The 12,837-nt window shown below is 74.5% G+C and carries 11 protein-coding genes and 1 pseudogene; 4 read left to right on the forward strand and 8 right to left on the reverse strand.

Going from position 1 to position 12,837, the window contains the following annotated elements:
• Positions 1 to 71: 71 nt before the first annotated feature.
• The 6 genes from ABT014_RS01125 to ABT014_RS01150 form a co-directional block, all read right to left on the reverse strand.
• Positions 72 to 1,214, reverse strand: coding sequence for a Fic family protein (locus ABT014_RS01125; RefSeq protein ID WP_350635462.1), 1,143 nt, complete (start codon positions 1,212 to 1,214; stop codon positions 72 to 74).
• Between the two features lie 138 nt (positions 1,215 to 1,352).
• The gene (locus ABT014_RS01130; RefSeq protein ID WP_350635464.1) at positions 1,353 to 2,339 is read right to left on the reverse strand and encodes a Fic family protein; all 987 of its coding nucleotides are present in this window, start codon (positions 2,337 to 2,339) and stop codon (positions 1,353 to 1,355) included.
• A gap of 104 nt (positions 2,340 to 2,443) precedes the next feature.
• On the reverse strand, positions 2,444 to 3,037 hold the full coding sequence (locus ABT014_RS01135) for a DUF6426 family protein (RefSeq protein WP_350635466.1): 594 nt from the start codon (positions 3,035 to 3,037) through the stop codon (positions 2,444 to 2,446).
• Positions 3,038 to 3,692: 655 nt separating this feature from the next.
• Positions 3,693 to 4,241, reverse strand: coding sequence for a TetR/AcrR family transcriptional regulator (locus ABT014_RS01140; protein WP_350635468.1), 549 nt, complete (start codon positions 4,239 to 4,241; stop codon positions 3,693 to 3,695).
• Positions 4,242 to 4,266: 25 nt separating this feature from the next.
• A complete protein-coding gene (locus ABT014_RS01145; protein WP_350635469.1) occupies positions 4,267 to 4,740 on the reverse strand; it encodes a nuclear transport factor 2 family protein in 474 nt (157 codons plus the stop codon).
• Positions 4,741 to 5,021: 281 nt separating this feature from the next.
• Complete coding sequence (locus tag ABT014_RS01150; protein ID WP_350635471.1) at positions 5,022 to 7,958, reverse strand: LuxR C-terminal-related transcriptional regulator; 2,937 nt, start codon at positions 7,956 to 7,958, stop codon at positions 5,022 to 5,024.
• A gap of 406 nt (positions 7,959 to 8,364) precedes the next feature.
• On the opposite strand from ABT014_RS01150, the gene ABT014_RS01155 reads away from it, so the two are divergent.
• Entirely contained in the window at positions 8,365 to 9,345 is a 981-nt protein-coding gene (locus tag ABT014_RS01155) for a DMT family transporter (RefSeq protein WP_350635472.1), read from the forward strand.
• Between the two features lie 51 nt (positions 9,346 to 9,396).
• Here the strand turns inward: ABT014_RS01155 and ABT014_RS01160 are convergent, their stop codons facing one another.
• Positions 9,397 to 10,116: an aminoacyl-tRNA hydrolase gene (locus ABT014_RS01160; RefSeq protein WP_350635474.1), complete on the reverse strand. Its 720-nt coding sequence runs from the start codon at positions 10,114 to 10,116 to the stop codon at positions 9,397 to 9,399.
• 28 nt (positions 10,117 to 10,144) lie between these two features.
• Entirely contained in the window at positions 10,145 to 11,065 is a 921-nt protein-coding gene (locus tag ABT014_RS01165; protein ID WP_350635476.1) for a hypothetical protein, read from the reverse strand.
• A gap of 138 nt (positions 11,066 to 11,203) precedes the next feature.
• Here ABT014_RS01165 and ABT014_RS01170 point away from each other — a divergent pair, with 138 nt between their 5' ends.
• The 3 genes and pseudogenes from ABT014_RS01170 (at position 11,204) to ABT014_RS01180 (ending at position 12,836) form a co-directional block, all read left to right on the forward strand.
• Positions 11,204 to 11,575 (forward strand): YbjQ family protein, encoded by a 372-nt coding sequence (locus ABT014_RS01170; RefSeq protein ID WP_350635478.1) that lies wholly within the window; start codon positions 11,204 to 11,206, stop codon positions 11,573 to 11,575.
• Positions 11,571 to 11,684: pseudogene (locus ABT014_RS01175) on the forward strand (heavy metal-binding domain-containing protein); the annotation flags it as partial. The gene ABT014_RS01170 and the pseudogene ABT014_RS01175, both read left to right, overlap by 5 nt.
• A 180-nt stretch (positions 11,685 to 11,864) precedes the next feature.
• The gene (locus ABT014_RS01180; RefSeq protein ID WP_350635480.1) at positions 11,865 to 12,836 is read left to right on the forward strand and encodes a YrhB domain-containing protein; all 972 of its coding nucleotides are present in this window, start codon (positions 11,865 to 11,867) and stop codon (positions 12,834 to 12,836) included.
• Position 12,837 lies beyond the last annotated feature (1 nt).

Raw genomic sequence — 12,837 nt, forward strand, 5'->3', positions numbered from 1 at the left:
CATCGAGGGAGAGCGCCACCCGCTCGTCGACCAGGTCCACGCCGAGGATCCGGGCGGCGCGAACTCGCCCGCTAAGTGGCGGCGTACGGGTTGACGATGGTGTGGTGCTGTTGGGCGATTTCCAGGACTTTCTGCGGGAATCGGGGCCCGGCGATGTAGTGGCGGCCCTTCGTCTGCCCCACCGCTGTCAGCAGTTCCGCCTTGGTCAGGGCCTGCAGGTCCCTCGTCGCCTGTTGGGTGTTGATCGCTTCCGCCTTCTCGTAGCGCGAGCGGCGCACCCGCCCCACCATTGCCACTTCGTGCAGGGCGGTCGTCTGCCGCTCGGTGATCCCGTACCGATCAGCCTCTTCGATGAGCTGTGTCCAGCAGTCGTTGGACCGGTCGACGCGGCGCTGGACCCGTTGCGTCTGCTGGTGGTAGGCGAGGAGATTGAACTTGATCCAGGGCAGGGTGTCCCGTTGGGGGGACCAGATGGGACCGCCGACCTCGCGCAGCACCTTGTAGTACTCCCAGGTGTTGCCGGGCATCCCCAGCCACTCCTCGATCGAGGAGAACTCGGGGGCGAGGACTCCGCCCCGGGCGATCAGGAGGGTCTGCAGGGAACGGGACATCCGGCCGTTGCCGTCCGACCAGGGGTGGATCTTCACCAGGTTGAGGTGCGCCATGGCGGCCCGCACGAGGACGTGGCTCTCGAGGTCGCCTTCGTTGAGCCAGTCGACGAGCTCGCTCATCAGACCGGGCAGCAGCTCATGATCCGGCCCCTCGTAGTCCGTGGCGAGCTCGTCGCCGGGGGCCGTGATCCGGACGGCTGTCCTGCGCCACTGCCCGGCGGTCTTGAGTGGGTGGTGGTGGCTCTGGAGCATCCAGTGCAGGGCGTTGAGCAATTCTTTGCTGTACCGGAAGTCAGCCACGTCGTGGAGGGACTGGATGTAGGTCATGGCCTGCTGATAGGCCAGGGTCTCCGCCTTGTTCTCGTCGCTGGCGTCGACCTCGCGCTCGCCATCCATCAGGTCGGCGACGTCCCTCGCGTCGACCCGGTAGCCCTCGATGGTGTTCGAGGCCGCGATGGCACTGGCGGTGAGGGCCTTGCGCAGGTCGAGCGTCCACTTCATCGGGGCCTGCTGAACCGCGTGCCGCAGCCGGTCACGCATGGAGTTGATCTGCTCCAGGACCTGATGATCGACGGACTCGAGGCGGGGCATCTTGTACAGCATGAATCAATGATACCCAGCTCCTATCATTCAATCAATCTAGTCCGTCCGGACCTGGTCACGCGAAACCACGCGCCGGCCGACTGCGGCTGGCGGCGATGGACCAAGCCCCAGGAGCCGCAGGATGCCCGGCGCGTCCGATCACCTGCGCCGGGATGGCCCTTCGGCCGGGTCCGCCGGGTACGGGGTGTCCAGGACCGCAAGCAGGCCCGGGTGGACCAGGGCGGCCGGGAGGCGGGGGTGCGGGGTGAGGATCCGGGCGGCCCGCAGTGCGGCCAGGGCGGGCGCGGGGTCGTACGGGATCCGGGTGCGCAGCCAGTCGGCCGACAGCGCGGGGGCGTACCGCAGTTGGCCGAGTACGGCGAGGGCCGCCGGGTCGCCGGCCATCTGCTCCTCGGCCGCGCCGAGGAGGTGCCGGTAGGTGGCGATGGTCGCGGTCCGGTACCGGGCGGTCTCCGTCACGGCGCGGGCGAACAGCTCACCCCAGCGGGCCCAGTCACCGTCCGCCGCCGCGACGATCGCCTCGTCCTGCGCCGCGTGGTGGGCCTGCGCCCAGCCGTCCAGGTCGAGCAGCAGGCCGGGCAGCAGGCCGCTGCCCACCAGGTCGCACTGGGCGAGCAGCCGGGCGATCCGGCCGTTGCCGTCGGGGAACGGGTGGACGGTGAACAGTCGCAGCATCCCGAACGCGGCTGCGTCCAGCGCCGGGGAGCCACCGGCGACCGCCCACCGGTACCAGCGTTCCAGCTGGCCGTGCAGCGCCCGGCCGGGGGCCACCGCGATCACGAACCGGCTCCCGTCCGGCCAGGTGACCCGGGCGGTGGTGCGCCGGAACCCGCCCGGCCCGGGGATGTCCGGGTCGGCCGCCACCAGCAGCCGGTGCAGCTCGGCGAGCGCGTCCGGGGTGAAGCACGGACGGCGGCCGGGCCGCTCCAGCAGCTCCGCGCGGACCGAGCCGACCGCCAACAGGCCTGCCGCGACGCGCTGTTCGGCGGCCGAGGCGAGCTGTTCGGCCAGCCGGGCCGGGTCGGTGGCGGCGACCAGCGCGTGGTGCAGCCGGGCCCGCGCCCGCGGGCGGTGGAACAGGTCCGGGTCACCGAGGTACCCGGCGGCGGCCCTCAGCTCGGCCAACGCGGCAAGCGCCTGCTCACGCGCCCCGGCGGGCACGGCCTCGGCGCCCGGGGGCGGCACGACGGGCCGCACCCGTCGTGCCGCCCCGGACTGTGCGGAGCTCGTCAGCACGCGTGGTCGGTGACCGCACCGGTCGGCGCGGTCACGTTGACGTAGTCGACGTGCTGCTGGCCGAGCCCGTCGTACGTGGTGATCTGGTACACGTTGGTCTGGATCTCGACGAACACCCCGAGGCTCTGTCCCGGGTTGAGGGTGGCGTCCACGGTGTGGGTCCGGGTCTCCGAGGTGTTGACCTCGGCGCCGAGCGAGGCCTTCAGGGCCGTGAGCGCCTCGGAGGAGATGCTGGCCGTGATCTTGAACGAGGTGTTGTACTGCACCGTCGTGGTCAGCTTCTCGGGGATGGTGTTCCCGTTGCGGCGGCAGTACTCCTGCTCCTCCCAGGTCTGGCCCTTGCTGTAGAGGACGGCCGTGGAGGACCCGACGCCGGTGCCGCCGCCGCCGAAGAAGCCGCCGTAGCCGGGCCCGGGGCCGTCCGGCACCGGGTGACCGATGATCTCGATCGGGTCGTTCACGTCCCACGGGTCGCAGGAGGTGTAGCAGTCGCTGGCGAAGGCCGCCTGCGGCAGGGCGATCGCCGGGACGGCGGTGAGTACGGTGACCCCGAGGGCGACGGCGCCGAAGGCCTTCCTGAGCTGCATGGGTGACTCCACGGTAGAGGTGCGAGGGTGCGGGGGTGCGCGGTCGCGGCCCTGGGGCCGCCCCGCCGCGGACGAGTCTCGCCCGGCCCCGCACTCCCGGACATCCGTAGACCTACGCAACCGGACTACCGAACTCCGGCGTCCACCTGCCGACCTGACCGTCCTCCACCTCATCGAGCGGTGTGCATCGTGAAGTTGCAGGTCGCGCGTGTGGTGCGAGGGGCTGGCGGGACGCTCACGCCGGCCGTCGGCGGGTGTCCACGGTGAAGATCGTCCGACATGCCGGTCGGGATCGTCCTTGGGTTCCGCCGCGCCGACCGCAGTGAAGGCGCAGGGAAGGCGGTGCGAGCGCTGGAGCGGATCACGGCTCTCCGGAGTGAACTGGACGCGCTTGCCGAGGAGTTGGCCGAGCAGCCGCAGGAGGTCCAGGCAGAGCGGGAGGAGCTCGTCATCGCCGGGCGGGCCCTGAACCGGGTGGCCGAGCAGGACCGGGCCGCGGCGGAGACCTCCGCGGGCCCTCGCCCCGACGCCCGCCCAGTCGCAGGCAGGCCCGGAAGAAGCCTGCCCGCGGCTGGGCGAAGAAGCCGAGTCCCACCGGCCGAGCCGGCCTACGAGGAACGCTCGGGGCTGTCGTGGCCGAACTGCCGGTGCCGGGTCATCGAGCGGCGAGGACGTGCGCCCACGGCTCATCGATGTCGGCCAGACCCAGCACGGCGACCACGTTGTCGAGCATTCCGGCACCGAACCAGCGCCGCACGGCCTCGTCGTCGCCCAGCAGTTGCCGAACGGTGTCAACCTGTTTGGCGTAGCACCGCCGCACGGCCTCTGCTACCAGCGGCTCGCCGACGGCACAGTTGGCGTGCATGAGGAAACGCAGGATGGTGCGGTCAGCGACGAGCGCGGCGTAGCCGTCACGCGCCGCTGCCAAGGCCGCCGCGGGTGCCGGTTCGGCTCCGCCTGCCGCCGGCGAGTGTGCGAGCAGGGTTTCGGTCATCACCACGGACACGTGGTCGACCGCCGCGGCGAACAGTGCTTCCTTGTTCGGGTACAGGCGGTAGAGATACGGCTGGGAGACGCCGGCGCTCGCGGCCAACTCGTGCGTCGTCGTGCCGTAGAAACCCTTCTGCGCGAAGCAGTCGATCGCGGCGGCCGTGATGGCACGACGTCGTTCGTCGCTCTTCGTCCTGGTACCGGGAGCAGGCATGGGCGTCAGTCAAACACGGCCGCGGTCAGCTGCCAAAAGTGACGCCGCGGTCGGGCTCGGACGGTGCGTCGTCGGGCGTGAGCGCCTCGATCGCCACCAGCGGGTTCCAGTAGTCCAGGTAATGGGTGATGAGCCCGTCTTCATCGGTGCGCACGACCGAGATGCACTCCTGCTCGTACGGCTTGCCGGTCGGCAGTGCGGTGCCCTTCGAGCGGAACTCGGCGATCGCGAGACTCGGATCGACGGTGTCGTGGAACACCAGGCCGACGAACTCCACGTCGAAGGTCTCGGGGAAGTTGCTCATGTGCGCGACCAGGGCGTCGTGGCCGGCCACCCGACGCGGCACACCGGCCGGCGCGTACGGGAACTCGAGCACCGCGTCCGGGGAGAACAGCTTCACCCACTCGTCGGTGCGTCCCGCGGCGGTCAGGCGCAGGTGCTCGGCCACGGCGCGCTGCGCAGCGGTGAGGCGGTTCGCGCTGTCTTCCTTGACTGCCATCTTCACTCCTACGTTAGTGGTCGACCTATAACCTACCATGGCGGCAGCCGTTGCCGGAGCCGAACCGAGGTGGCGCCAGGGGATCCCGGCCGTTCACGTACCCGACGGCGCCCTGGAGAGACGCCCCTCGGCGGCGGGCGGCAGCCCGGTGCCGTCGGTGCCCGTCACACGTCGGCGGACGGACTGCCGCGCGCGACCAGCAGGAGCATCCGGGCGCGGAATCGCACCAGGCCCGCGACCTGCCGCTTCACGATGCACACCACTCATCGGTCCAGGGGGGGTCAGTCCGCGCCGGGCGGGCGGTGCAGAAGGCGGGCCAGGGCGAGCCGCGAGCCGACGCCGAGCTTGCGGTAGGCGCTGCCGAGGTGGGTGTCGACCGTCCGGGGGCTGAGGACCAGCCGCTCGGCGATCACCCGGGTGGGGAGCCCGGCCGCCGCGAGTTCGGCCACCTCGCGTTCGCGGGCGCTCAGCCCTGCCACCGGGCTCGGGTCGGACGAGCCGGGCGGCCCGGCCGCGACCAGCGCGGCGCGCATCCGGGCCCCGTCCTCGCACAGCCGCAGCGCCCCGCACCGCCGCGCCCCCTCGATCGCCTCGTCGAGCGGCCCGATCGCCGCCGCCGGGCCGTGCGCCCGGGCCACCGCCACGGTGACGGCCAGCACCGTCCAGGCGTGCAGGACCGGCATCCGCAGCGCGCGGAACGCCTCCGCCGCCTTCGCCGCCAGCTCCGCCGAGCGCCCGTGGTCACCCTCGGCCGCGGCGAGCGCGGAACCCGCGCGGTCGGCCTGGGCCTGCTGGAACGACGGCCGGCCGAGCCCGCCGGCGGCGGCGTCGGCGGCGCGGGCGCTGCGCCGGGCGAGGTCGAGGTCACCGCTGTGCACCGCCGCCGTGGTCATCAGGGCGAACAGCGAAGGGCGGGAGGCCGGTTGGAGCGGTTCGAGGTCCTCGCCGCCGCCCTCCAGGAGGGTCCGCAGGCAGTCCTGCGGGTCGCCGCCGACCAGCCGGGCCAGCGCCAGCAGCCCGAGCGCGGAGCCGCCCCACCAGCCGGTGCCGGGCACGGTGTGCCGCAGGCCCCGTTCGGCCAGTGCGACGGCCTCCGGGGTGCGGCGCGCGGGCAGCGTCCAGAGCAGCGCCGAGGCGCGCATCGCCATCGCCATCCCGACGGCGTCGGGCGCGCCGAGCTCGGTACCGAGCCGCTCGGCCTCCCGGGCGTGCCGTTGCGCCAGGTCGAGCCGGCCGGCCCAGTTCTCCAGGGTGGACAGGCCGATGAGGTGGTTGACCGCGACGTGCTTGTGCGCGCCGCCGCCCGCGACGGCGAGGCCGCGGCTGAGGTGGCGGTGGGCGTCGGCGAAGCGCTCCAGGTAGAGCTCCGCGCAGCCGAGCAGGGCCAGCACCTCGGGGGCCCGGCCCGCCACCGTGTCGGGCCGGGCGTCGACCAGCCGTCCGCACCGGGCCACTTCGGGCCCGACCCGGGTGAGGTCGCCGGCGTAGCTGTCGCAGAAGGCGGCCAGCACGCGCAGCGCCGTCCGGTCGTCGGGACCGGAACCGGCGGCGGCCGTGGCCGCCGTGACCTCTGCGGCCCCGGCTGCGGCTGCGGCCTCGTGGGCGAGGGTGCGGACCTCGGCCGCGGTGCCGCGCAGGGCGTGCACCAGGCCGTGGTCGAAGACCAGTTGGACGGTTTCGGGGGCCAGCGGGGCCGGCAGCGGCCGGGGCAGGGTGTCGATGACGGTCCGGGCCATCGCGTCGGCCTCGGCGTAGCGTCCGAGCAGGCGCTCCACCTCGACGCAGGCGGCGAGGGCCGCGGTGCGGCGCTGTTCGGGCAGACCGCCGGGGGTGCGCAGGAGGTCGTGCGCGAGGGTTCGGGCCTCCTCCAGGCGGCCGGCGGCGGTGAGCGCCCGGCAGCGGTCCAGGCCCAGCGCCACCCGGTGCTCGGCGCCGGGCCCGGTGGCCGGCAGGGCCGCCAGTGCGGCGCCGAGCCAGCGGGCGGCGGCGGCAGGGGCCGAGGCGTAGACCTCGGCGGCGCCTTCGGCGAGCACGGCGACCAGGTCGGGCCGGTCGCCGCCGAGCAGGGCGTGCTCGGCGTGCCGGGCCCGGGCGGCGGCGCCGGCGTGCCGGGCCTCCAGCAGGGCGAGGGCCCGGCGGTGGGCGCGCAGCCGCAGGCCGGGGGCGATCCGGTGGTGCACCAGGTGGCCGAGGACGGGGTGGCGGAAGGTCAGGTCGCCCGCCGGGCCGCCGGGCCTGAACAGGTCCGCGCGGGTGAGTTCGGCGACCGCCTCGGCGGTGTGGTCCGGATGGTGCCCGGCCACCTGGGCGAGCTCCCCCAGGAGAAACGTTTCGCCGAGGACGGCGGCCGCCGCCAACACCTCCGTCGCCGCCACCGAGAGCGCGTCGAACTCGGCGATCAGCGGTGCGGCGGCCCGCAGCAGCGGCCCCGCGGCCCCGGCCGCGCGTTCGGGCCACAGCTGCGGATCGGCCCCGGCGGCCAGCAGGACGCGCAGGATCCGCGGGTTGCCCCCGGCGGCGGCGCGCAGCCGTTCGGCCTGCTCGGCACCGCGGACCGCGCGCCCGTCGGCGGCGGCCCCGGCGAGCACGGCGGCGACCGCGGCGGCGTCCAGCGGCGCCGGCTCGATCCGGTGCAGGGTGCCCGCCTGCTGGGCCTCGTCGAGCGCGGCGAGCAGCGCGGGCGGGGTCTGCCGGGGCCGGTGCGCGAGCGCCAGCAGGTACGGCGGCCGGCCGCCGACCAGCCGTTCGGCCAGTCGGATCGAGGCGGGGTCGCCGTGGTGGAGGTCGTCCAGGATCAGGACCGCGCCGGGCCCGCCCCCGTCCGTACCATCGCCCCTCGCACCGCCACCCCTCGCACCGCCGTCCTCCGGTCCGCCGGGCCCGTACCGCTCGGGCAGCGTGCGCAGCGCCCGCACCAGGTCGCGTTCGGCGGCGGTGTCCCAGGACGGCCCGCCGGGGCAGGGCGGTTCGGCGCTGTCCCAGGCGTCGCGGAACAGCTGGTACGGCTTCGCGTCCTCGGGCCGGGCCCGGGCCCGCAGCACGGCGGCGCCGCGATCGGCCGCCAGCGCGGCGAGCCGGTTCAGCAGCGCGGTCTTGCCGATGCCGGGATCGCCGACGATCTCCAGCACCGCGCCGCGGCCCGCACCGAACTGCTCCACCGCCCGTGCGAGCGCGCCGAGTTCGTCCTGCCGTCCGGGTAATGCCGAAGCCGCCGACACGGCCGTCCCCTCTCAGTCGCCTCGGGACCGCCTGAGCTGGGAGACTAGCGATCTTCACAAGAGCTTGACAAGGCTCGCCCGCCGGTCCTGCCCGAACTCGCCCGGCACCGGGCCGACATGCCGCATGACGGTCCGGGCACGCCCGCCGCCGGCCGCCCCCTCGGCCTCCCGTACGCCCCCGGGCGCGCCCCCATCACCGCAGGTGGCCGCGCCGCCCCGGCAGGCGCCCGGCGCGATAGGGTGGCGGACATGCCGCAGACCGTTCTGCCACCTCCCGCCGCTTGAGCGGGCGGCCAGGCCACTGAGGACCACTCCCGGGTGATCACCACCCCCGGGCCGGTCGGTGCTGCCCGCGTACGGGATCACACGACCGACACCTCATGTCTTCGGTGGGAGAACCACACCCATGTCGCACCCCCGTGCCCTGCCCGTCGGGCGGGCCCTGCTCTACCTCGTGCTCTCCGCGACCGCCTGGGGCACCGCCGGCGCAGCCGCCGCCCTGCTCTACGGCCGCAGCGGACTCGGCCCGATGGCCCTCACCTTCTGGCGCTCGGCGGGCGGAGTCCTGCTGCTCCTGATCGCCCGACCGCTCGGCGCCGCACACCGCGCCCGTACCCGGAGCACCAGCGCCCGTACCGGTGGCACCGCCGCCCGGCCGCTGCCCCGCACCGCCCGGCTGCGCCGGATCCTGGTCAACGGCCTCGGACTCACCCTGTTCCAGGCCGCCTACTTCCTTGCCGTCCAGCAGACCGGCCTCGCCGTCGCCACCGTCGTCACGCTCGGCGCCGCCCCCGTCCTGATCGCCCTCGGCGCCCGCCTCACCATGGGCGAGCAGCTCGGCGCGGCCGGCACCCTCGCGGTCACCGGCGCCCTCGCCGGGCTCGCCGTCCTCGTCCTCGGCGACGGCGGCAGCGGCCAGGTCCGCCCCGCCGGCATCGCCTGGGCCCTGCTGTCCGCCGGCGGCTACGCCTGCATCACCCTCTACACCCGGCGGCTCGGCCGCGACGGCGGCGGCGACAGCCCGTACGCCACCACCCTGTGGTCCTTCACGGTGTGCGCGGTGTGCCTGCTTCCGTTCGCGGCCGCCGAGGGCCTGTGGCCCGACCCGGCCGCCCTCGGCCGCACCCTCGGCCTGCTCGCCTACCTGGCCGCCGTGCCCACCGCGCTCGCCTACGGGATGTACTTCGCCGGAGCGGCCGTGGTCCGAGCCACCACCGCCTCCGTGGTGGCCCTGATCGAACCCGTCAGCGCCACCGTCATCGCCGTCCTGCTGCTCGGCGAGCAGCTCACCACGGCCACCGCCGCCGGCACCTGCGTCCTGCTGCTCTCGGTCACCGGCCTGGCACTGGCGGAGGCCCGGCTCGCGGTCCGCACCCGCCCGGCCTGACCGGGCCCGACCGGCCCGCCGGGGCGCCCACGGGTACCCCGGCGGGCCGGTCTAGGCCTCCCGCAGCGCCGGGTGGTCCGCGACCACCGTGCAGCTACCGGGAGCGATCTCGGTGAAACCCGCGTCGCGGACCAGCGGCAGCCCGCCCGACGTCAGCCCGGCCCACGCCTCGGGCGAGGCCGTCCGCACCGCCAGCGCGAAACCCGACTCCGCCCACTCCTTGCGCTGCGCGCCGTCCAGCCGCCACCAGGCGAGCTGGGCGGCGTGCCCGGTCTGCGCCATCGTCTTGCCCGCGCTCATCTCCAGCCCCGGGTTCAGCCAGAGCACCGGCACCCCGGCCGCGGGCGGCGCCGGCGGCTCGGCGTCGTCCAACTCCGTACCGGAGACCTGCAGCTTCGCCAGCTCCTTCGGCCAGCCGTCCAACGGCACCGGCGGGAACACCCGCACCTCGGCGCCGCCCGCCCCCGTCACGGTGATCCCCGGCAGCTCGCCGGCCTTGCGCCACTCCCCGCCCCGGGCCCGCCGGACCACCTTGCGGATCCGGGCGTCCTCCCAGGCCGCGACCCGCTCCGCCCACTCGCCCTCGACCCCGGTCACCCGCGGATCCGCCAGCAGCGTCAGCACCGCCCGCGCCGAGGTCTCCAACGCGTCCGTCCGGCCCGGCGGGTCGGCCCGCTCCAGGCGGACCACCAGCGGCAGCACGAACTGCTCGAGGCTGTCCCGGTCGGCCGGCTCTTCGGGGGTGCTGGGGGCGTCGAAAGGTGAACTCACCCCACCAGGATGCCAGCCGCGGACGGGCTCAGCGCCGGTGGCCCCGGCCCGGGTCCCGCTCCTCCGCGTCCTCGTACGTCAGGAACCAGCCCTCCGGATGGGTCGCCCCCAGCAGGTGCTCGGTGCGCTGCGACGAATCCAGCTCCGGATCACCGTCGTCCGGACCGAACACCCCGAACAGCTCGTCCGCGCAGCCGTCCCAGTCGTAGTCGTACAGATCCGCCGGCAGGTCGCCCATCATGTCCGCGACCGACTCCGGCTGCGCCCCGAGCAGCGCCCGCGCGTCGGACAGCGCCATCCGCAGCGCCAGCTCCTCCGCCAGACTGCGCGGCAGCGGCCACTCGCCGAGCGCCAGGTCGTCCGCCAGGTCGTCGAAGGTCCGCGCCAGGCTGCGCCGCCAGGCCCGGTGCAGGCCCCAAGTGCGCTGCGGCAGACGGGAGAAGACCGTCCAGTCCCCCTCGTCCCCGTCGGTCACCGGCTCGTCCAGGTGCTCGTCCAGGTCGTCGTACCCCGCGTCCGCGAGGCCGATCAGCTGGGTGTGCAGCAGGCAGGCGGTGCGCGGGGTGAGCGTCCAGTCGCCGCTGTCGCCGTCCTCGGAGTCCAGCGGGAACAGCTCGGCGAAGTCGGGGGCGAAGTCGTCCGTGACGCTGATCTCCAGCGTGCCGCCGAGCGCCTCGATGCCGGGGATGGCCGCGACCAGCCGGTCCGGGTGCAGCAGGGCACCGAGCGCCGCGTTCGGGTCCTCCGACACCTCGCGCAGCAGGTCGGCCCGCTGCTTGGCGGGATCGATGCCGGCGAAGTCCAGCTCCGCGACCGCGGCCTGCGCGGCGGCGCGCAGGGCCGGCCAGTCGGTGATCCGGATGCCGAGGACCACGGTGGCCTCGATCTCCTGTGCGTTGGACTCCTCCGCCGCGCCCGGCCCCTGCGGATGATCGCTTCGCTCGCCCATGCGCCTACAGTACGGCCCCCGGGGCCCGGGATCACCGGTGCGGGCCGGGTTCGTCGCACCGCTGCGGGCCGCCGTGGCACGGGCGGACCCCCGGCGCGTCAGCCGGGCACCGTGGAGTTCATCGGCAAGGGTGGTGGGATGAGCAACCTTGACGACTTCGGCGGCGGGCAGCGCCCGTCCGACAGCGTGCTGGTGGTCACCACCAACGATGTGCCGGGCTACCGGGTGGAGCGGATCATCGGGGAGGTGTTCGGGCTGACCGTGCGCAGCCGCCACCTCGGCTCGCAGATCGGCGCAGGGCTGAAGTCGCTGGTCGGCGGCGAGCTGAAGGGCCTCACCAAGACCCTGGTGGAGAGCCGCAACCAGGCGATGGAACGCCTGGTCGAGCAGGCCGGGGCCCGGGGCGCCAACGCGGTGCTGATGATGCGGTTCGACGTCACCGAGGCGGCGGACCTGGGCACCGAGATCTGCGCGTACGGCACGGCGGCGGTGATCTCCCCGCTCGGCTGAGCGGGCGCACGCGGTGCTGATGATGCGGTTCGACGTCACCGAGGCGGCGGACCTGGGCACTGAGATCTGCGCGTACGGCACGGCGGCGGTGATCTCCCCACTCGACTGAGCGGGCGCACGCGGGCCCGTGCAGCCACGCACGGGCGCACGACCCGGGCGCGCGGGCCGGGCGTACGGGGCGAACCCCGGGGCGCCCGGCCCGTTCCGCGCCCCGGAGCCGCTGCGGCGCCGAGCCCCCTCGCACGAATCTCGCTGGCCGGACCGCCCAGCGATCGGGATGATCTCCGCTGTGAGGACACCACGGGAGTCGGCGATCGGCCTGGTCCGGGCCTGGCTCGCATACGAGCGCACCTTGGCGCTCGACACCCACCGGTGGGCACCGGAGGTGCTGGTCTCCGGCACCGAGGAGCATCCACCGGGATGGCTGGTCTTCTGCCAGTCGGCCGAGTACCTCCGCACCCGCCACCGGAGGCATCGACTGTCGGGCCTCGGCCCGTTCCTGGTCGACGCGGCCGACGGCAGCCTGCACCTGATCCCGGCCCCGACGTACCTGACCGGCGCATGGGAGGACCTCTACCGGCACGACGTGCGCGGCCTGCCGCGACCGGACCCGGTCGCCCGCCTGGTCGGCGCGAGGCTGGAGGATCGGGGCACCGTGGCAGCACTGCGCGAACTGCGCCGCCACGCACCGGGGATGAGCATCGCCCAGGCCCGCGAGTACGTCGCCGCCGTTGCCCGGCACGAACCGCCCCGCGCCGAACTGGCGGACCTCACCCGGCCACCGGAGGTGGTCCGCCCGCCCCTGCCCATCATCACCGTGCGCCGCCTCCCCGAGACCGCCCCACCGCTGCTCACCGGCGGCGACCGGGCCCGGCAGCTGGGGTACTACCGGGAACTGGCCGGCGGTGAGCAGCAGGCTCCGAGCATGCTGCCGTTCCTGTACGCCGACCCCGGCGAGGACGACAAGGCTCTCCTCGGCTACCTGAGGGCGGGCACCCTGCTGGCCGCCACGACATCCCTGGCCAGCTGCCACCTCGAACCCGGAGGCCCGCCGCTGGGCAGCACGGCCGTGCTGACCGACGGTACGTGGGACTGGCCGAGCGACCTGGCCCACTACGTCGAGCAGCACCACCTGCGGCTTCCGCCCGCTTTCGTCCACCATGCGCGCAGCAACGGGTGGGTGCCGCCGTCGCAGGCCGACCCGGGACGCTGCGGAGCGGCTGCCCCTGACGCTCCGGAGTCCGAGGTCCCGGGCCTCTGAC

The sequence above is a fragment of the Kitasatospora sp. NPDC094015 genome (genome assembly GCF_040304075.1).
Taxonomy (GTDB): domain Bacteria; phylum Actinomycetota; class Actinomycetes; order Streptomycetales; family Streptomycetaceae; genus Kitasatospora.

What these genes read in the sequence shown, in the direction of transcription:
- ABT014_RS01165 (WP_350635476.1), bottom strand. Translation starts at nt 11,065, where the DNA reads ATGGGCGAGCGAAGCGATCATCCGCAGGGGCCGGGCGCGGCGGAGGAG.
- ABT014_RS01125 (WP_350635462.1), bottom strand. Translation starts at nt 1,214, where the DNA reads ATGCTGTACAAGATGCCCCGCCTCGAGTCCGTCGATCATCAGGTCCTG.
- ABT014_RS01155 (WP_350635472.1), top strand. Translation starts at nt 8,365, where the DNA reads ATGTCGCACCCCCGTGCCCTGCCCGTCGGGCGGGCCCTGCTCTACCTC.
- ABT014_RS01145 (WP_350635469.1), bottom strand. Translation starts at nt 4,740, where the DNA reads ATGGCAGTCAAGGAAGACAGCGCGAACCGCCTCACCGCTGCGCAGCGC.
- ABT014_RS01170 (WP_350635478.1), top strand. Translation starts at nt 11,204, where the DNA reads ATGAGCAACCTTGACGACTTCGGCGGCGGGCAGCGCCCGTCCGACAGC.
- ABT014_RS01140 (WP_350635468.1), bottom strand. Translation starts at nt 4,241, where the DNA reads ATGCCTGCTCCCGGTACCAGGACGAAGAGCGACGAACGACGTCGTGCC.
- ABT014_RS01135 (WP_350635466.1), bottom strand. Translation starts at nt 3,037, where the DNA reads ATGCAGCTCAGGAAGGCCTTCGGCGCCGTCGCCCTCGGGGTCACCGTA.